The 18,435-nt window shown below is 40.6% G+C and carries 23 protein-coding genes and 1 pseudogene; 5 read left to right on the top strand and 19 right to left on the bottom strand.

Going from position 1 to position 18,435, the window contains the following annotated elements; genetic code table 11:
- Nucleotides 1-12: 12 nt before the first annotated feature.
- The gene (locus tag LJE12_RS00840; protein ID WP_118566457.1) at nucleotides 13-213 is read right to left on the bottom strand and encodes a helix-turn-helix domain-containing protein; all 201 of its coding nucleotides are present in this window, start codon (nucleotides 211-213) and stop codon (nucleotides 13-15) included.
- 230 nt (nucleotides 214-443) lie between these two features.
- Here LJE12_RS00840 and LJE12_RS00835 point away from each other — a divergent pair, with 230 nt between their 5' ends.
- From LJE12_RS00835 to LJE12_RS00820, 4 genes are all read left to right on the top strand, one after another.
- A complete protein-coding gene (locus LJE12_RS00835; protein WP_227226181.1) occupies nucleotides 444-842 on the top strand; it encodes a hypothetical protein in 399 nt (132 codons plus the stop codon).
- A gap of 42 nt (nucleotides 843-884) precedes the next feature.
- Nucleotides 885-1,826, top strand: a complete 942-nt coding sequence (locus LJE12_RS00830) for a hypothetical protein (protein WP_227226179.1) — start codon at nucleotides 885-887, stop codon at nucleotides 1,824-1,826.
- A gap of 12 nt (nucleotides 1,827-1,838) precedes the next feature.
- Nucleotides 1,839-2,393, top strand: coding sequence for a helix-turn-helix domain-containing protein (locus LJE12_RS00825; protein WP_128866035.1), 555 nt, complete (start codon nucleotides 1,839-1,841; stop codon nucleotides 2,391-2,393).
- A 319-nt stretch (nucleotides 2,394-2,712) separates the two neighbouring features.
- A complete protein-coding gene (locus LJE12_RS00820; protein WP_118571008.1) occupies nucleotides 2,713-4,458 on the top strand; it encodes a recombinase family protein in 1,746 nt (581 codons plus the stop codon).
- Nucleotides 4,459-4,539: 81 nt separating this feature from the next.
- On the opposite strand, the gene queA is transcribed toward LJE12_RS00820, so the two are convergent.
- The 8 genes from queA to LJE12_RS00780 form a co-directional block, all read right to left on the bottom strand.
- Nucleotides 4,540-5,565: a tRNA preQ1(34) S-adenosylmethionine ribosyltransferase-isomerase QueA gene (queA, locus tag LJE12_RS00815; RefSeq protein ID WP_118568715.1), complete on the bottom strand. Its 1,026-nt coding sequence runs from the start codon at nucleotides 5,563-5,565 to the stop codon at nucleotides 4,540-4,542.
- The gene (gene trmD, locus LJE12_RS00810) at nucleotides 5,562-6,320 is read right to left on the bottom strand and encodes a tRNA (guanosine(37)-N1)-methyltransferase TrmD (RefSeq protein WP_173700047.1); all 759 of its coding nucleotides are present in this window, start codon (nucleotides 6,318-6,320) and stop codon (nucleotides 5,562-5,564) included. Before trmD ends, queA begins: the two co-directional genes overlap by 4 nt.
- The gene (gene rimM, locus LJE12_RS00805; protein WP_008704681.1) at nucleotides 6,321-6,824 is read right to left on the bottom strand and encodes a ribosome maturation factor RimM; all 504 of its coding nucleotides are present in this window, start codon (nucleotides 6,822-6,824) and stop codon (nucleotides 6,321-6,323) included.
- Between the two features lie 144 nt (nucleotides 6,825-6,968).
- Nucleotides 6,969-7,199: a KH domain-containing protein gene (locus LJE12_RS00800; protein WP_008704683.1), complete on the bottom strand. Its 231-nt coding sequence runs from the start codon at nucleotides 7,197-7,199 to the stop codon at nucleotides 6,969-6,971.
- Nucleotides 7,200-7,263: 64 nt separating this feature from the next.
- The gene (gene rpsP / locus LJE12_RS00795; RefSeq protein ID WP_008704685.1) at nucleotides 7,264-7,509 is read right to left on the bottom strand and encodes a 30S ribosomal protein S16; all 246 of its coding nucleotides are present in this window, start codon (nucleotides 7,507-7,509) and stop codon (nucleotides 7,264-7,266) included.
- A 113-nt stretch (nucleotides 7,510-7,622) separates the two neighbouring features.
- Nucleotides 7,623-8,978, bottom strand: a complete 1,356-nt coding sequence (gene ffh, locus LJE12_RS00790) for a signal recognition particle protein (protein WP_055057849.1) — start codon at nucleotides 8,976-8,978, stop codon at nucleotides 7,623-7,625.
- Nucleotides 8,979-8,981: 3 nt separating this feature from the next.
- Nucleotides 8,982-9,305 (bottom strand): YlxM family DNA-binding protein, encoded by a 324-nt coding sequence (gene ylxM / locus LJE12_RS00785; RefSeq protein WP_161233673.1) that lies wholly within the window; start codon nucleotides 9,303-9,305, stop codon nucleotides 8,982-8,984.
- 70 nt (nucleotides 9,306-9,375) lie between these two features.
- Complete coding sequence (locus tag LJE12_RS00780; protein WP_161233674.1) at nucleotides 9,376-9,543, bottom strand: hypothetical protein; 168 nt, start codon at nucleotides 9,541-9,543, stop codon at nucleotides 9,376-9,378.
- A gap of 133 nt (nucleotides 9,544-9,676) precedes the next feature.
- On the opposite strand from LJE12_RS00780, the gene LJE12_RS20425 reads away from it, so the two are divergent.
- The gene (locus LJE12_RS20425; RefSeq protein WP_306441470.1) at nucleotides 9,677-9,742 is read left to right on the top strand and encodes a DUF6783 domain-containing protein; all 66 of its coding nucleotides are present in this window, start codon (nucleotides 9,677-9,679) and stop codon (nucleotides 9,740-9,742) included.
- Here LJE12_RS20425 and LJE12_RS20980 read toward each other — a convergent pair.
- The 10 genes and pseudogenes from LJE12_RS20980 to LJE12_RS00735 all read right to left on the bottom strand — a co-directional run.
- A pseudogene (locus tag LJE12_RS20980) lies at nucleotides 9,716-9,778 on the bottom strand (DUF6783 domain-containing protein); the annotation flags it as partial. The gene LJE12_RS20425 and the pseudogene LJE12_RS20980 overlap by 27 nt on opposite strands.
- Nucleotides 9,779-10,066: 288 nt before the next feature.
- A complete protein-coding gene (locus LJE12_RS00775; RefSeq protein ID WP_330584685.1) occupies nucleotides 10,067-10,366 on the bottom strand; it encodes a hypothetical protein in 300 nt (99 codons plus the stop codon).
- 53 nt (nucleotides 10,367-10,419) lie between these two features.
- A complete protein-coding gene (locus LJE12_RS00770) occupies nucleotides 10,420-10,731 on the bottom strand; it encodes a hypothetical protein (RefSeq protein ID WP_227292019.1) in 312 nt (103 codons plus the stop codon).
- Nucleotides 10,732-10,741: 10 nt separating this feature from the next.
- Entirely contained in the window at nucleotides 10,742-11,356 is a 615-nt protein-coding gene (locus LJE12_RS00765) for an ABC transporter ATP-binding protein (protein WP_438265728.1), read from the bottom strand.
- Between the two features lie 133 nt (nucleotides 11,357-11,489).
- Entirely contained in the window at nucleotides 11,490-12,017 is a 528-nt protein-coding gene (locus LJE12_RS20190) for a DUF4314 domain-containing protein (RefSeq protein ID WP_070102656.1), read from the bottom strand.
- A 34-nt stretch (nucleotides 12,018-12,051) separates the two neighbouring features.
- Nucleotides 12,052-12,798 carry a hypothetical protein gene (locus LJE12_RS00755; RefSeq protein WP_055057487.1) on the bottom strand — a complete coding sequence of 249 codons (747 nt, stop codon included), beginning with the start codon at nucleotides 12,796-12,798 and terminating at the stop codon, nucleotides 12,052-12,054.
- A 50-nt stretch (nucleotides 12,799-12,848) separates the two neighbouring features.
- Entirely contained in the window at nucleotides 12,849-13,382 is a 534-nt protein-coding gene (locus LJE12_RS00750; protein ID WP_119242579.1) for a hypothetical protein, read from the bottom strand.
- A gap of 111 nt (nucleotides 13,383-13,493) precedes the next feature.
- Nucleotides 13,494-15,080, bottom strand: coding sequence for a recombinase family protein (locus LJE12_RS00745; RefSeq protein ID WP_161233675.1), 1,587 nt, complete (start codon nucleotides 15,078-15,080; stop codon nucleotides 13,494-13,496).
- Nucleotides 15,070-16,749, bottom strand: a complete 1,680-nt coding sequence (locus tag LJE12_RS00740) for a recombinase family protein (RefSeq protein WP_147418535.1) — start codon at nucleotides 16,747-16,749, stop codon at nucleotides 15,070-15,072. Before LJE12_RS00740 ends, LJE12_RS00745 begins: the two co-directional genes overlap by 11 nt.
- A complete protein-coding gene (locus LJE12_RS00735; RefSeq protein WP_161233676.1) occupies nucleotides 16,742-18,409 on the bottom strand; it encodes a recombinase family protein in 1,668 nt (555 codons plus the stop codon). The genes LJE12_RS00740 and LJE12_RS00735 overlap by 8 nt, the downstream gene beginning before the upstream one ends.
- Nucleotides 18,410-18,435: the final 26 nt, after the last annotated feature.

The raw sequence follows: 18,435 nt of genomic DNA, 5'->3' as shown, positions 1-18,435 counted from the left end.
AGTTACAACCTATTAAATTGTGTACTCTGTATTGATATCCAATGCTTTACTGATTGTCTCAGCTAAAGCTGGTGCATATGAAGCGCCATTGATAGTCCGGCTCACATAATTTCGACACATACCAACCTGATCACACAAATCTGTTACTGTCATATCCCTGTCGATCAATGTCTTCTTTACTTCTTTGCACCAAGGGGATAATTTTCGTTTCACAAAATCACCTCCAGTCGTTACAGTAAACATTTGTTATTTACATTTGTTTAAAATTGCTATAAAATTGTAATGGCAGAAAAATATTGTGAATCAAAATGATGCAACCTCTTAATAGCTGTGGCGGCCATACTCGAGGAAATATTTTTATTTGCAATTATTTCTGCTACATTTTTTATTTCGTTTTAAACATTTGTTTATTACAGTTTTAATAATAATAGCAGATATGCTAAATGTCAATAGTTATTTTCGCATTTTTGCTATTTTGGAGGATTTTTTGTGTCATGACCCTAGTTTCTCGTATTAAAGAGCTCGCTAAAGAAAATAACTTAAATTTAAAGCTTTTAGAGGAGTCTGCTGGTTTTGGTAATGGAACAATTCGTAGATGGGATAATAGCCCGCCAGCTGCTGACAAGTTATTAAAAGTAGCAAATATGCTAAATACTTCTTGTGAATTTCTTCTCACTGGAAAAGAACAGACCCCAGAGTATACGGAATTCGATATGGAAATTCTTTCCTTATTTCATCAACTTCCAAGAGATGCTCAATTAGAATTTAAAGGTGAACTAAAAGGATATTTGAAGCATCTTGATCAAGAGGCTTCAAATAAGAAACTTAAACAAGCAAAATAATAAGCTTCGAGTGGTACCGAAGCAGGAAAGGAAAATAAAAATATGAAAAAGAAAATATTGATATCCTTAATTGCACTTTCTCAATTATTTGTGTCTTCTATCCCTGTATCCGCTGCTCCAGATTATCAAATCAGTATTTCTAGCGAATATGTGACTGGGGATTCTATTCAATTATGTGATGTAATTTCTCAGGCTTTAACGGATATGGGTGTAAAAGAGGTCACTTCTTACGAGTTATCTCGTGATGAGCCAAATCAAGCCGCTATTGGTTTGATTATGTCTGCGGACGGAGTGCTTATTGAAGCAACTTGCTTTTTTTCCAAAGAAAACACTTGGGAATGCTCATATGTAACCAATGTTTACAATAGTGTTGAAGATATGATTTATTACTGGGTAAGCCCAAAATATTCCAAGGAAAACGCTTATGAAATAATTGACTATAAGACCGGAGAATACATAATAGAGGGCGCTTCCCAGAATGTACTTTCTCAATATGTCAATAAAAAAGGCTGGTTTTCAGAAGACGACTTCTATTTGTACGATAGTCAGGGTAATAAAATTAATTATGTTAATTCTGACGATTACATGAGTTCTTCCGATTATCCTGGCAGTACATCTTTTCGAGGTTTAAAAATAGGAGATGATGTTTCAAAAATATTTTCTGTTTATAACAAAGAAGATTTTTCTGTACAAGTAGGTTATAAAGATGGCGTCGATACTGAAAAAGAAGATAAAATAATTCAAATGTACAATTCTCAAATAGAGGCTACCGATTCCGATGATATAGAATCTCTTCTTTCATCTATAGATACCAACATGGTAACTCTTGGTGTTATATTCGAGGGTGCTGAATTTTGTGGAGAAATTATCCCTCTTCCGCAAATTGGAGACAAAATATCTTATAATAAAACAGCCACCTTTGGATTTTTGATTGATGCAGGAAAAATTTCTGATATAGGAGTCCAATTAAAGAGCAAATACTAGAGGTTTTGAAGAATGAACATTCAAAAACGAATCAAATCTCTCCGCACTGAATCAGGTCTACACCAGTCTGAGTTGGGAAAAGCCGTAGGAGTTTCTGCCCAGGTAATCTCGAATATTGAGAGAGGCTATACCAAGCCATCCACCGAACTGGTTAATCGGTGCGCAAAATATTTCGGTGTGCCGGCAGATTATCTTCTTGGCCGGACCACTGAAAAATATTCTACAACAGAGCAAAAAGAAGCTCCTGCTCTTTCTGCAAAAATAAAAGACCGGATGGATCAGTTGCAGCTGAACCCGTCCGATCTGATCACTAAATCAGAAATTCCCGAAGATTCCTTTGAGGATATCATGACAGGAACAGTTATCCCAGGGATAGATGTTGCCGGCAGGCTCTCTAAAGCCCTTGATACTTCCATAGATTATTTAGTAGGGAATTCTGAATACAGCTGTGCCATTGCTTCAGAAGACGAACAGGATATCATCCTGCGGTACCGTCAGTTATCCAAGAAGGGAAAACGTATCTTTTTGGGAATGATGGAGAAGATGGAAGAAGAAAAAACAGAATAGTATATTTAACTGGGGAACCGTTGGGGTGTTATGTCAGCCGCCGGACACTTATGTGAAAGGAGGCTGGTGCTGATGGTTACATATGGAGATCTTTTTACCTTTGTAATTATGCTTTGTGCAGTTGTAACTCTTGTTATCAATTTAATGCATAAAAAATAGCGCCCCTGCTCTGGTAAAGTAAGGCGCTATTTTTTAGTTACTACTCTATCCGGCGGTCAGGTGTGCACTGACCAACGGTTCTCTTGTTAAGTACATTATATCTATTCATATACTTTTTGTCAAACAGATATTACATATATTTCAACAAAGGAGCATCCATATGGCACGAAAGAGAACTAATCTAATCGGCAACACTCCGTCTGTACGCGAAACAAAAGTCGCTATATATATTCGAGTTTCTACCATTCATCAGGTAGACAAAGACTCTATCCCCATGCAGAAAAAGGATTTAATTGCATACTGCCAGCTTATCCTCGGAACCGATAATTATGAAATTTTTGAAGATGCAGGGTATTCTGGAAAAAATACAGACAGACCAGCATTTCAGAATATGATGGGGAGAATCCGAAAGGGCGAATTCACTCATGTTCTGGTTTGGAAAATAGACAGGGTATCCAGAAATCTATTGGACTTTGCGGAAATGTATGAGGAGCTGCGTTCGCTACGTGTAACCTTTGTAAGTAAGAACGAACAATTTGATACCTCAACTGCAATCGGAGAAGCCATGTTGAAAATCATATTGGTTTTTGCCGAGCTGGAAAGAAACATGACATCTGAGCGTGTAACAGCTACTATGATATCAAGAGCTAACAGTGGCCAATGGAACGGTGGACGCATTCCTTTTGGATATAGTTATGATCCTAAAGAAAAAGTCTTTTCCATACGTGAAGACGAAGCCTCCATTTGCCGTGAATTAAAAGATCTTTATCTGCTTAATCGGTCACTTGCTTATGTCAGCAGAGCTTTGAACGAAAAAGGATATAAAACACGAGCTGGGGTAAACTGGTCCCCTCATTCAGTATGGATTATCGCCTCAAGCCCTTTTTATGCAGGAATCTACCGATATAATCGATATAAGGGAGTAGAAAGCAGAACAATCAACCCGGAAGAAGAATGGGTTATGATTCAAAATCACCATCCGGCAATATTTACACTGGAAGAGCATCAAGCAATGAGAAGTATTATGAAATCTAACCAACGAAATATGGACAATCTTCCAGGAAGGGTTCATCTTTCTACAAAAACACATATCTTCCAAGGAATTATGTATTGTGATAAATGCGGCAGTAAGATGGTGTCTACTCCTGGCAGACTTCATGTTGATGGATATCGTACTTCAAACTACGGTTGTCCTTTAAGACGCAACACTAAAAAATGTAATAATCCTACTGTAAATGATATCGTCATAGGTGAATTCGTTATCAATTACATTCTGAATATGCTCAACGCCAAGAAAACATTTTCTACAATAAATACGCCAGATGAATTGAACGCTGCTCTTTTATCCGGATCTGTTTTCTCCGAAGTATCTTCTGTTGAAGAAAATGGGCTTAATAGCTTTTTTAATCTCCTGTCAAGATATGGTTCTGACAGATCTTATATTTTTTCAGTCAAGAGCCCACGAAAGAAAAAGGCAGCTGTTGATCCGGAACTTTCAAAACTTAGAAAAGAAAAAGAAAAGCAGGAGCGAGCACTCCAGCGTTTACAGGACCTTTATTTATATTCTGAGACTTCCATGTCGGAAAAAGATTTTATCATTCGGAAAAGTGAAATCTCATCTCATTTAGATAATATCAACAGGCAATTGGGGCTTATGACGCAAGATCAAGCCTCCTTCCTTTCAGATGAAGAATTTATTAAGCAAGCCAGTCATTTACTGATTCAAAAAGAATTAAAAAATAAAAAATATATCTATTTCAAAAAACTGGTCAGCACTGTGGATCCAGATATTTTAAAAGCATATATGGAAACTATTCTCGACTCCATCTACACAGCCGACGGAAAGATTACTGCTATTACATTCAAAAATGGGCTAACTCATAGATTCATATATAAAGACAAGTAATTGGTTCTAAATGCCAAAAGCCGGGAAATCGCTCCCGGCTTTCTATGTTTTATGGTATCTAACAAATGTTAGAAAACGGTGTCATATCAGAATCATGGCATCTCCAAAAGAGAAAAATCTGTACTTTTCCTGCACTGCAGTCTCATAGGCATGCATGATATTCTCCTTACCTGCCAGCGCAGACACCAACATCACAAGTGTGGATTCCGGCAGGTGGAAGTTTGTGATCAGGGCATCGATCATTTTGAAATGATAGCCCGGATAGATAAAGATTTCTGTCCATCCGCTTCCGGATTTCAGAATTCCATCTTCTCCTGTTGCAGATTCCAGTGTTCTGCAGCTTGTGGTTCCTACTGCTATTACACGTTTACCTGCCTTCTTTGTGTCATTGATCAGCTTTGCCTGATCCTCCTCTACTATGTAGAATTCGGAATGCATATGGTGGCTTTCCACGTCATCTACTTTGACAGGGCGGAAAGTTCCGAGACCTACATGAAGAGTCACATGAGCGATATTGACGCCTTTTTCCTTTACTTTTTCAAGAAGCTCTTTAGTAAAGTGCAATCCTGCTGTCGGTGCTGCTGCGGAGCCTTCGTTCTTTGCATAAACTGTCTGATAACGGTTCTTATCTTTCAGTTTATGTGTAATATAAGGCGGCAGAGGCATTTCGCCAAGCTGATCCAAGATTTCTTCAAAAATTCCTTCATAATGGAACTGGATCAGACGGTTTCCCTCGTCCACCACATCAATGATCTCACCTTTTAAAATACCATTTCCAAATGTGATCTTAGCACCCGGGCGTGCCTTCTTTCCGGGTTTTACCAGACACTCCCAGATATCATTCTCTCTTCGCTTCAGAAGCAGGATTTCAATCAATGCTCCTGTCTCTTCTTTATGTCCGTATAACCGGGCAGGGATTACCTTTGTATCGTTGATGACCAGGCAGTCTCCCTCTTCCATATAATCCAGAACATCTGTGAAATGGCGATGCTCAATGCTGCCATCTTTTAAAGACAGATGCATCAGTCTGGATGAACTTCTGTCCTCCAGAGGATCCTGAGCGATCAGTTCCTGAGGAAGGTCATAATAAAAATCTGATGTTTTCATTTTATCTGCTCCTCTTCTTCCTTCCACTGTTTCCTTAACTGGCGCACATAGTTCCATTCTTTGTTTGTCAGATCAGCTTTCTTAAGAAGATCCGGGCGTCTTTTTGCCGTGCGGTAAATTGACTGCTCTCTGCGCCACTTTTCTATGTTTGCATGATGACCGGACATAAGAACCTCCGGTACCTTTTTGCCATGCCACTCTTCCGGACGGCTGTACTGCGGATACTCCAGAAGGTTTCCTGCAAAGGATTCTGTCTCACCGGACTCCTGATTGTTCAGTACACCCGGAACCATTCTTGAAATGGAATCCATCATGACCATTGCAGGAAGTTCGCCGCCTGTAAGCACGTAATCTCCGATAGATACGTAATCTGTGACGATTTTCTCCAGAACACGCTCATCAATTCCCTCATAGTGTCCACAAAGGAATACCAGATCCTCTTCCTGCGCCATTTCTCTGGCCATAGCCTGGTTAAATACCTGCCCCTGAGGAGTCAGATATACAACTCTTGGCTTTTTTGCCGTACGGTTTGCAATCGCCTCATAAGCAAGGTAAACCGGTTCTGCCTGCATCAGCATTCCGGCACCGCCGCCATAGGTATAATCATCCACTTTCTGGTGCTTATTGAATGCATAATCACGAATGTTCACTGCCTCCAGTGTGAGGAGACCTTTTGTGATCGCACGTCCGGTAATGCTGGTATTCATGCCATTTTCAATCATCTCCGGAAACAGGGTTAAAACATGAAAATTCATTTATATTAATCCTTTCATCAGATGAATGGTCATTACATTCTTCTCCACATCCACATCAAGGATACATTCCCTGATAGCAGGGAGCAGAATTTCTTCGCCTTTGGCATCCTCTACTACATAGACATCATTAGCGCCTGTTTCCATTACATCTTTCAGAGTTCCAAATTTGCTTCCGTCTTCGAGAACTACATCCATACCGATCAGGTCTGCAATGTAATATTCATCTTCTTCCAGCTCCTGCGCTTCTTCTCTCGGGATCCAGAGTTCTCTTTTTTTATACATCTCTATATCATTAATATTATCAATTCCCCTGAATTTCAGGATTACAAGGTTCTTGAAATACTTAACATTCTCTATTTCAAGCTTTCTTTTCTCTCTGCCTGTGTCAAGCAGAACATATTCCAGATCCAGAAATCTGTCTGCATCTGTGGTAGGATATACTTTTACTTCCCCGCGTATTCCGTGTGTCGTAGTGATCACACCAACTTTTAATAAATCTTCCATCTGCTGACTCCTATAATTTTCATATTATACGTCATTTGCATTCTGCTTTTATGCCTGCTCACAGCGAATGCTGATCCATATTCCAAATCCGCTTAAACCCAAATCAGGAGCCATGGGATGTTCCACAGCTCCTGACCCTTATTTTCATTGCAGAATATCTACAATCACTTTTTTGCTGCTTTTTGAAGAAGCTGCTTTTACCACAGTTCGGATCGCTTTCGCAATTCTTCCCTGTCGTCCGATAACCTTGCCCATGTCAGCAGGTCCGACTTTCAGTTCAACGATGATCGCGTCTTCCTTTTCTGTCTCAGTAACAACTACTTCATCCGGATTTTCAACAAGAGATTTTGCAATTACTTCCACTAATTCTTTCATTACATACCTCCCTGACCCGTCCCCTACGGACGCTGCAGAAATACCTTATCCTGGTATATCTGAATTATTTTTCAATTCCGGCATCTTTGAGGATTTTTGCTACAACATCTGTAGGCTGAGCTCCTGCTGCAAGCCATTTTTTAGCTGCTTCTTCATCAACTGTTACAGCGCTTGGCTCAAGGTTTGGATCGTATGTTCCGATTTCTTCGATACATCTTCCATCACGTTTGCAACGGGAATCTGCAACTACGATTCTATAAAAAGGTGCTTTCTTCTGTCCCATTCTTCTTAATCTGATTTTAACTGCCATTGTTTCTTTTCCTCCATTAAATAAAATATATTGTTTTCTTATGTTATATTACTGTTCAGCTATGAAACAGTAACTTTTATGTCAAAGCGTTATCCGCTTCGCTAACTTCTCAATTACAGTCCGAACGGAAGTTTAAATCCACCGCTGCGCTTACCGGCTTTTCCGCCCATAAGACCAGGCATCTGTTTCATCATCTTCTTGCTCTGCTCAAACTGTTTCACCAGACGGTTTACTTCAGAGACATCTACTCCTGCACCTCTGGCAATACGGTTCTTTCTGGAAATGTTCAGGATTGACGGATTGCTTCTCTCCTGAGGTGTCATGGAAAGAATAATTGACTTGGTTCTGTCCATGGCTTTCTCATCGATCATTCCCTCAATATCCTTCATCTTACCGCCCATACCTGGAAGCATATTCAGGATACTGCCGATACCGCCCATCTTGTTCATCTGTTCCATACTGGTAAGGTAATCGTTGAAGTCAAAGTCCATTTTCTTTAACTTCTTCTGCATGTCCTGCGCCTGTTCTTTATCGATGGAAGCTTCTGCTTTCTCGATCAGGCTCATGACATCACCCATACCAAGGATTCTGGAAGCCATACGTTCCGGATAGAACTGCTCCAGATCAGAAAGTTTCTCGCCCATACCTACATACAGAATAGGCTTACCGGTTACTGCCTTGATAGAAAGGGCTGCACCGCCTCGGGTATCACCATCCATCTTGGTAAGAATGACACCGTCGATTCCTACTTTATCAGCAAATGTGCTTGCCACATTTACCGCATCCTGTCCGGTCATCGCATCTACGATGAGGATGGTTGCATCTACCTGAATGTTCGCCTTGATATCTGCAAGTTCCTGCATCATATCTTCATCAACATGAAGACGACCGGCTGTATCGATAAGTACGACATTCTGCTGATTTGCCTTCGCATGCTCTATGGCTGCTTTCGCAATATCCACAGGCTTCTGCTTATCTCCCATGGAAAATACTTCCACGCCCTGTTTCTCGCCGTTGACCTGCAACTGTGTGATAGCTGCCGGACGGTAAACATCGCAGGCTACTAAAAGAGGTTTCTTACCTTTGGATTTCAGCTTACCTGCAAGCTTCGCAACTGTGGTGGTCTTACCTGCACCCTGCAGACCTGCCATCATGAACACTGTGATCTCATTTCCCGGGCGAAGAGGCAGATCTGTTGTCTCACTTCCCATTAATTTCACAAGCTCATCATTAACAATCTTGATCACCATCTGACCCGGATTCAGACCGCTCATAACGTCCTGTCCGATTGCCTGCTCCTGTACAGATTTAGTAAACTGCTTCACAACCTTAAAGTTTACGTCTGCCTCTAACAGAGCCATCTTTACTTCCTTAAGGGCAAGCTTAACGTCCTCCTCTGTCAGGCGGCCCTTGCTTCGCAACTTCTTAAATACATTCTGCAGTTTATCTGTCAAGCTTTCAAATGCCATATGTTATAACTCCTCTAAAATCTCATTGGAAATATTTATAATTTCATCGGAATGATATTCCCGGGCAAGTACACGGATCTGCTTTACCTGCGCCCGTATATTCAGGAATTTCTCTACAAGATGAAGCTTCTGTTCATACTCTTCAAGGGTCTTGTTGCATCTCTTGATCATATCATGCACACCCTGTCTGCTGATGCCCAGATCCTCTGCGACTTCACTCAGCGAGTAATCCTCCAGCACCACACTCTCATAAACCTGCTGCTGTCTCTCTGTCAGAAGTTCTCCATAAAAATCATATAAATAACCTTGCTCTACAAACTTCTCCATCTGTAATCACCTTGACTATATTAACCTATTTCCAATGTGCTGTCAAGCATTTTATCTTGACGAACTAAATTTATCTTGTTTTGCCTTGTGTTATCCTGCGTAAAATCAACGCTTCTCTGATTTGCCATCTTTTTGTCTTACCAGGTTCATTCCAGACACGTCCAACAGAATTTGCAAATACAATGTCTGATACCTGCCTCCTGATGTTTCCGGAATCATCTACAAAAGGAATTGACATCGTAGAACCTGCATTCTATCATATTTTTATATACAGTGATATCAGAAAAAAAGCCACCAGAAAATTATATCTTCTGGCAGCTTCATTGTAATTCAGCATTTGCTAGAGTGTGTCTGAAAATGCTTTCCGCAAGATGTATGTCACAATTTGTAGGAGATTTTGCCCGGATGAGGGCGCCGTAGCGGGCTACGGCAACTGAATTCGGGCAAAATATACCGCAAAGTGGGGCGTGCAGATTGCGGGAATGATTTTTCAGACACGCTCTAATGTGCGACACTCATGCTCTCATCAATCCATTTCTGTACAATATCAACACCAATCTTATCGGCAGGTAAACTTTTTCCTGCGCCATCAGATCAACATTTATTGTACAAAACGCCTACCTTTTCTGCAAGAAATATTCATTTTGCATGGTGACAGTCTGCCAAACTTTTTCTTTAAAAAGCAAAAATTTCTTTTCAGTCTTTTTGCTGTTTTTCTCTCGGTCTTCCATTCTTTTCCTGCTTTTTCCAGGCAATCTGCTTCATAATATGCATCTGCAATCGGAACTACCATAGCCAGATGGCAAAGCTGCCACATATGCATATCTTTTACCTTGCTGATATGGTATATGGGAATGTTTTAATATCTTTGAAAACTGTTTCGCTCTTTCAGATGTATTTCCCGATATCTCTGCAAATGTTGTTGGCCGTATTAACTTCGGTGTGAGTGCAGCATCCAATATTCCATCGTTTATGCTTCCACCTGCTCCTGGAAAAGCTGGAAAAACGTAAGCGTTGAATTTATCGTGAAAAAGTTCATCAAATAACACTTCCGCTTTCAATAATTCAAAACTGTTTCTGCCATACATTATTCGTTTTATAATTTTGATTTTATTTACACTACCTTCTGCAAGCCGTTATTATACGAATATATGATTCCGTTTTTTACAGCAGTTAAGTCCTTTTTTACACCGTTTATAAATGTTTGAAATTCAGGAATATCATATTTTTGTGCTGTATTGATCCATTCGTCTAATTTTGCAGCATTTTTTGAGAATATAATGTTACAAAAATCTTTGGTTAATATATACAGCTCACTTAATACTTCCATATGTCGAGCGATGTCTACCGAGCGGACGCTTCCAAATTTTTTATAGAGAACCAAAATTGCTTCTAAATAATCTTCTCCAGATGCATAAAGGTTCATAAGTCCTCCTTTACTGAGCCAGCTTCCAGCCGATGGCCTCCTGTCTGGCCGATACAAAATCGGCATACAGGCCATTCTGCCGAATCAGCTCTGCATGAGTGCCGCGCTGGATAATGTGTGCATTGTCCAGCACAAGGATCTGGTCGGCGTTGCGAACGGTTTTCAACCGGTGGGCAATCATGATGATAGTCTTGTCATGGGTCAGTGCCTCAATAGCACGCTGCAATTCATCCTCATTCTCCGGGTCAACGCTGCTTGTTGCCTCATCCAAAATGATGATCGGTGCGTCCTTCAGCATGGCGCGGGCGATGGCAATCCGCTGGCGTTCACCGCCGGAAAGATGGGAACCGGCGCTGCCGACAACCGTATCATAGCCATTATTCAGCTTGCGGATAAAGGCGTCGCAGCCGCTTTGTTTGGCTGCCTGCTCCACCTCTGCGTCCGTGGCACTGGGTCTTCCCATGCGGATATTCTCCCGGATACTGCGGTTAAACAGGTAGTTGTCCTGAGATACATAGGAAATCTGGTCTGCAATTTCAGACAGCGGCATATCCTTCAGCTCATGGCCGCCGAGGGTAATGCTGCCGGATGTAACATCCCAATACCCGGCAATCAGCTTCGCCACCGTAGACTTGCCCCATTGTGTCAAGTAATTACCAAAAAAAATTGTCACTTTCTGCAAAATAAAGTTTACGTTGGTTTTACCAGTTTGTCAACATTTCTTCCCAAACTGCATTTAACTCCTTCTTTTGCATAAGCTATTTTTGTTTTGCTGCCTTTCCTATTTCCTTTTTTTCTGTTACCGCCATTCCAAGTTTACATCTGTCTATGAAAATATGTCCCTGTGCATCCTGAGTGAATCCAACCGTTATCCTTGCATTTTTCAATGTGAATGCACTGCACCCCATCTCCACCAACAATTCACCATTTATTGCCGGTCTGAAAAACAGTTTTGGAAATACCGGAAGAAGTTTCTCTTCCATCCATGCCTGCAGTCTGTCCATATTCTCAAATGGTATTCTTTTCATCTGTGCAAGGGTTTCATCCATCTGTTCTTTCGTCATCAAGCAGTTACAGCTATCTACTTTATATATAACGGCTACGCTGCTCCCCTGATCCCAGGAAATATGTATCTGCCCCGCATCATCAACATTCCTTACAGTCCCAAGATCACCAGGGTGCAATTTTGCATACGGTTCATCAACCATTCTTTCCAGGGACACCCTGCATCCCTCCGGATACATCTTTCGTAAAATAACAAGTTCCGCACTACTAATAAAGCTCATTTCTTATTCTCCTTCCAACCCAATTAAGACGTTTTTATCTTTCTTTTCTTCTTTCCACCGGGTTTCCTGCCAGAAGCATCTGACGTTCCTTATCCCATTTTATAACCTTTTGCATACCCTCTTCCAAAGTGGAATCTGCTGGATTCTTATTGGCACTTTGATATTCCTCAAACAGTTCATCCAAAGATTCTTTGAGGCTTTCCATCTCCTCCTTATCATATTCATCCAGGGTATCCTGACCTTTGTAATCCTCAAGCTCCGTCCAGTCCTCTATTGCATATTCAATCTGTCCCCAGTCAAGCAGGTAACTAAGAAATGTCTGCTCCGGTTCAAAACTGAACCAGCACCGTTCAAACCATTGGTTTGCATACATTCTCTCATCTGAGCCGTTTGTTCTGGAACCGCCTACAAGGTCTGAAACAAAATTTTCAAGAAGCTGCGATACAGTCATACCGTTTCTTCCTGCTTTCGCACATAAATCTTTTATATCATCCTCCGGGAGTTTTAAAACAATGTTCCGCTGCTGGCTTCTTTCATATGGTTCGATATCCTCACCCGGTTCACAAAAATCCACTTTCGTATGTGCATATATCTCTTCAATGTCACAAAACCGCCGGGTCATTCCAATATAATCCCTGGCTTCGGCATCCCATTCCAGGCGGTATCCGTTTTCCCTTGCGTGCAGCTTCATATCCTCCCGGATGATATCCTGTGTTTCTTTTGGAAGCTGTGCAATAAAAACCGTTGTATAGGGAACTGCAAGTATTCTTTCCTTGACCATGACCTTCCTCCTCATTTTTTATTTTAGTCTGCTGTTTTCAGCCAGAAATTTTACGAACAAGCATACTCTGTTCCATTCTTCTTTGTTATCCATTTTTCCATTGAGAGTTTAACTGCCGGTTCCGGCATAATATCATTCTTATCCTGCCGGTGGCTTAGTATGTCCATATAAAGGATGATTCCACGTGGATCAAGATGCACTGTAATGAACTTCTGAATTTCGTGTTCCAACTCACAACTTTCCAACCAGGTGTATATACCACCAAAATTTTTGATTTTTTCAAGAATATTTTCATCCCGGAATTCTTCCAGTAAAAATAAAGGAACCGAAAACTGGCAGCCCATGGCATCATAGGGAAGAATATATTTTAAACGGTTAAGTAGAAACAAATAATACCGTACCACCACAACGGACATACCCCTTTTAAGGGTTTCTTCATCCGGTACCCCCTGAACTTCAATCAAATAATCATAAAGCCGTTTAGCTTCCTCCATCTCATGCTGTATTTTCCAGGAAGCATAAGTTGAATACCCGCTTTCCTCAATAAGTTTCATCAGTTCTTCAATAGGTTTTTCAAGATACATAGGAAAACCTTCCTTTCCATTTTTACTATCCTCTATTTGACTTTATAGGCAGAAAAAAGGAAGTCCGCACTGCGTTCTTCCCTTTTCTCTGCCTATATTCCATACTATTTTTCATTCAGCCAAAGCTTTTTCTGCCTCTAAAAATTCGTCCCGGTATTTCCAGATTACTTCAATATGTTCCGGGTCATAGAAATAGATTACCTCCACCAGTTCCTGTATCACTTCATAAGAAAGCTCTGTCAGGTCTTTGCATTTAGAAAAAGCAAGAAGTTCCGGTGATTTCGCAAGTTTTCTTTTTTCCTCTGCTTGAATAATCTGTTCCTGAAGCTCGGTTATTAATTCTTTATACCGGTGTTCCTTCTGTGTAAGCAGCTCTTTCTTCCTTAAATATCCTTCTTTTGTCACTTTACCATCCACGAAAGCTTCATAGAATTCCATCTTTTGCTGTTTTACTTTCTGCACCTTTTCTTCACAGCCTTTTTTACGGCTTTTCAGTTTTGAAAGATTCTGGGTTTTACTGACCTGTTTTATCTGTTTCAATGTATCTTCTGCAAGGGCAGCTTCCCGCTGAACCAGCTTTAAGAAAAGCTTTTCAAACTCTGCTGTTTTATATTGTCCGGCATAACATTTTGTGTTTTGACTGACTTTGGATGTACTGCAGCCCATCGCAGGCGTTTTATTCTCGCTTCTTACCCGGAGGGCACGTCCACAATATCCGCATTTCAGCTTATATCGGAATATATTTTTGGGTATTTTCTGCGGTCCATGATACGCAGCACCTGTTTCCACCATTCCCATAACCTTATCAAGTTCATCTGCTGTCACAATGGCTTCGTGAGTTCCTGGAACATAGATCCAATCTTTTCTTGGAAGACGGACACAGGATTTTGTGCTCAAATCTTTTTTTTCACTTTTATGGTTTGTCATGATGCCTGCATAGATTGGATTTAATAGAATTTTCCTTACCATATGGCTGTTCCATACCGGAAGGCATTGTGTATTATATAATGAATATCCCTTTTTAAGAAGATACGCCGTAGGGGTTTCTATTCCCTTTTCGTTCATCATTTTAGCAATTTCTGAATACTTTTCACCTTCTAATCTTTTATCAAAGATAAAACGTACATTTCCGGACACCTCTCTGTCCAGATGCAGTACCGTCTTATCCTCATTTTTAAACATATAACCATAAGGAGGAACCGAACCATGGTACTTTCCCGCTTCTGCCTGTTTCCGCATGACCTGCTTGATATTCTTTGAACATATCTGCGGATAGATACCGTTTACCAGATTCTTAAATTTAGCTTCTGTATCCTTTCGTGATGCAAGGGGAGCACTGCTGTCATAATAATCATTTATCGCAATGAAACGGACAAGTAAAAACGGAAAAATCTTTTCTATATACTGCTGCGTATCAATGGTATCCCTTCCTAATCTGGACAGATCCTTCACAATGACACAGCAGGAACTTTCAGCTTTTACCAGTTCCATCATCTTTTTAAAATCCGGACGGTTAAAATTTGTTCCGCTATATCCATCATCTGAAAAGAATACCGTTTTTGCTCCTTGAAACTCTTCATTACCGTTGATGAACTGCTGGATCAGAAGCCTCTGGTTCTTGATGCTGTTACTCTCATCATTTTTATCTTCATCATCCTGTGAAAGCCGGAGATAACCGATGACATACTTATACTGCATCCAAAAGCCCCCTTTCCATATCCGGTACTTCCTGTTCAAAGATATCTCCAAACCAAAAATATACGGTAATCTCTGTTGCGGATTTTACCACAACTTTTTCTATGAACCGTTCCACAATCTCCCTGGTGATTTCCGTAACCCCTTGATATTTTATCAGTTCATCTGCCCAGTCTATCTTTGCCATAAGACGTTCTAAAATGTTCTGATAATAAATTTGTTTTTCCTTTAGTTTTTTATGAGCCTGCTCCTGTTCCGAAAGATAAGTTTCTTTAAATTCCAGATACTCCTCACGATCAATAAGCCCAGTAGCATAATGTTCAAAGAGCTGTTCCAGTTTTCCCTCGTATTTTTCATAATCACCTTTTGATTTTTTTATAATCAGGGAAGTTTCTTTCTCTAATTTTCTGTAAAAATCCATACCATATTTGGTATGATAGTCCGATGCGAGTTTCATTTGATACTGCAAAGCACCACGTACTGCCTGGAATACACATTTTTCATTTATATATTTCAGGCACTCCGTTTCATCAGTGATTTCTGCGGTAGAACACCGATAACTCATCCTTTCCTGTTTTCCATTGCGTCCGGTTCTGGAACGTTTCATTCTTTTTCCACAGCATCCACAATAAATTCTTCCAAGAAGAGGTCCATTTGCGGAACCCTTACCTGCTATACTCGCAGCCCATATCTCCAAGTTATCTTTCCATCGTTCTTTTAGAATCTGCTGTGCTTGTTCAAATACTGTCCTTTCAATCAGCGGCTCCCATACATTTTCCTGTATTTCCCACTGTTCCTTTGGTATTATCTGAAATGGAAGATTCTCACAAAGCATCTGTTTTGTTTTCCCGCTTACGGCAGCACCGATATATAATGGATTCTGTAATATCCGCTGGATAGTATCCGCTCCCCAATATATCCGTTTCTTCCTTTTCACTTTTCCGAATCTCCGGATTTCATAACTTTCTGTCGGACTTGGGATTCCTCCGCCATTCAATTCCCTGGCCATATCATAGCTTGACATATCTTCAAACACGTACCAGTAAAAAATTTTCTGGACAATCTTTCTTTCTGTCTTCTCCGGCACCAGCTTCTTATTGTTATCTTCGGCACGTTCATAGCCATATGGAGGTCTTCCGCCCCAATATTCTCCTTTTTCTCTGGAAATCTTATGTGCCTGAATCAGTTTTGAGGAAACTTCCCTTGCATAATAATCATTCATAAAATGCTTCAGGATGTTTGTTACCCTGTCCTGCACACAGGCCGGATTTTCACTGTCATATTCATCAAGAACAGAAATAAAACGTACATCAAGTGTTGGGAAAATCACATCAATCAGATCAACTGCATCTAAGGCATCTCTACCAAATCTTGAAAAATCCTTTACAATAATACAGTCCACTTTCCCTGCACGCACATCCGTCATCAACTCTTCAAAAGCCTTTCTTTCAAAGGTGGTTCCTGTTACACCATTATCTGTATAGACTTTCATAATCAGCATTTCCGGATGTTTCTTTGCAAAATCCACGCAGATCTGTTTCTGAATATAAATGGAATCTCTGCGTCCGTGGCCTCCGTCTTTCTCGGATAATCTCAAATAAATATAAGTACGGTAATACTTTATCTGCGGCTGTGTTTCCGCTTTTTTTGTTCTCTTGCTTACTCTAGGCACTGATCTCTTCCCCCTCTCTAAGAAGGAAGTTCTCAATCCCCGTATCCGGCTGCACCTTATTTACTGTAGAAAGCAGAGAAATCAGACGTTCAAATTCATCTGCAAACCAAAAATGTATGGTAAGCCTTTTCTTTGAATCCACACAGATTCTTTTTACCAGCATGGTCAGCATAATGCGGTCTATTTCTTCTCTGTCCTTATAAACCAGGAAATGTTTCATCCATTCCTGCTGATTTTCTAATGCTGCCTGCATATCTGCAATCTCTGTCCGCTGCTTCTTTATAGCTTCTTCCGTTTGTTTAAGTGAAGCATCATATTTTTTCTTATATGACTTGAACTCCTCTTCATCAAGAAGCCCTTCGCAAAAACTGTTATACAGATTCATCTTGATTTTCAGGATTCTTTCACTTTCCTGTTCCAGCATTTTTAACTGCAGATCCTCTTCATACAATTTCTGCTGTGGAATTGAAGCCGTTTTGACATAGCTCAGAATTTCATTCAGTTCCACAATAAGCGAAATATAATGCATGACGCTTTTTCTTACAGCTTCTATCAGCTTTTCCTCACTGATACTGTGAGGACTGCAGGTTTTCTCATACAGAGAAGTAGAACAGACATAATAATAATTTGTTCCATTGGGACTTTTACGCACCATGCTCTGATGACAGTCTGCACATTCCACTAAACCGCCCAGAAGTGCCAGTCCTTTTGCTGACTTCCTGGTATCCCGGCTCATAAGATTCTGCACAACCTCATAGGTATGCTTATCAATCGCACCGTCAAAAGCATTTTCATAGCGTACCCATTCATCCGCTTCTTTTCGAATCAGCTTTTTGACCTTATGGTTTGGCGTTGTGGTTTTTCCCTGAATCAGCACACCGGTATAACGCTCGTCCAATAAAATGCGCCGTACCATGGTTGCTTCCCACTGGTTATTCCCCGATACCTTGAATCCAGTCTTTAAATTCTGTTTCAGGCAGATCCGTTTATAAGCAAGCGGTGTCAGTATACCGCGGAGGTTCAGATTTTCCGCAATATCATTCAGACTGTGCCCTTTCAGCTTCAGGTGAAAAATATCTTTTACAACAGAGCCGGCTACCGGATCAATCATCAACTGGTGCTTATCCTCCGGAGATTTCAGAAAACCATAAGAAGCAAACGGCGCCACACACTGTCCATGCACCATTTTGGCATGTAAATTAGAACGCACACTTCTTGAAGTATCCGCAGGGTAAATGTCATTTATAAAACTTTTTAAACGAAGGGTAATAAAATCATGGTTTGGTGCAATACTGTCATACTGGTCATTTACCAATATCAGACGCACACCCATTTTAGGCAGGATACGTTCTACATACTGAAGGACTCCTGAGAAATCCCTGCCGAATCTGGAAAGGTCTTTTACAACAATGCAGTCTGCCTCTCCATTTTCAATCAGTCTCATCATTTCCTGAAAACCCGGACGATTGAAATTCGTGCCGGTATATCCATCATCCACGCACTCTTTTACAATCTGAAACTCCTGTTTTCCTTCCAGAAATCCCCTGTTCAGTATCCTCTGGTTAGATATGCTGTCACTCTCCTGATTATCGCCGTCCTCATCGGATAAGCGCAGATATATGACAACACGAAAGATTTTTTCGATAATTTGGTTTTTCATAGCAAGCACTCCAATCATTAAATTAG

The organism is Blautia sp. DFI.6.71 (genome assembly GCF_020593585.1).
Classification (GTDB): Bacteria; Bacillota; Clostridia; order Lachnospirales; family Lachnospiraceae; genus Blautia_A; species Blautia_A wexlerae.
The sequence above is the reverse complement of the archived record's forward strand: the minus strand, read 5'-3'. Positions and strand labels throughout refer to the sequence as shown.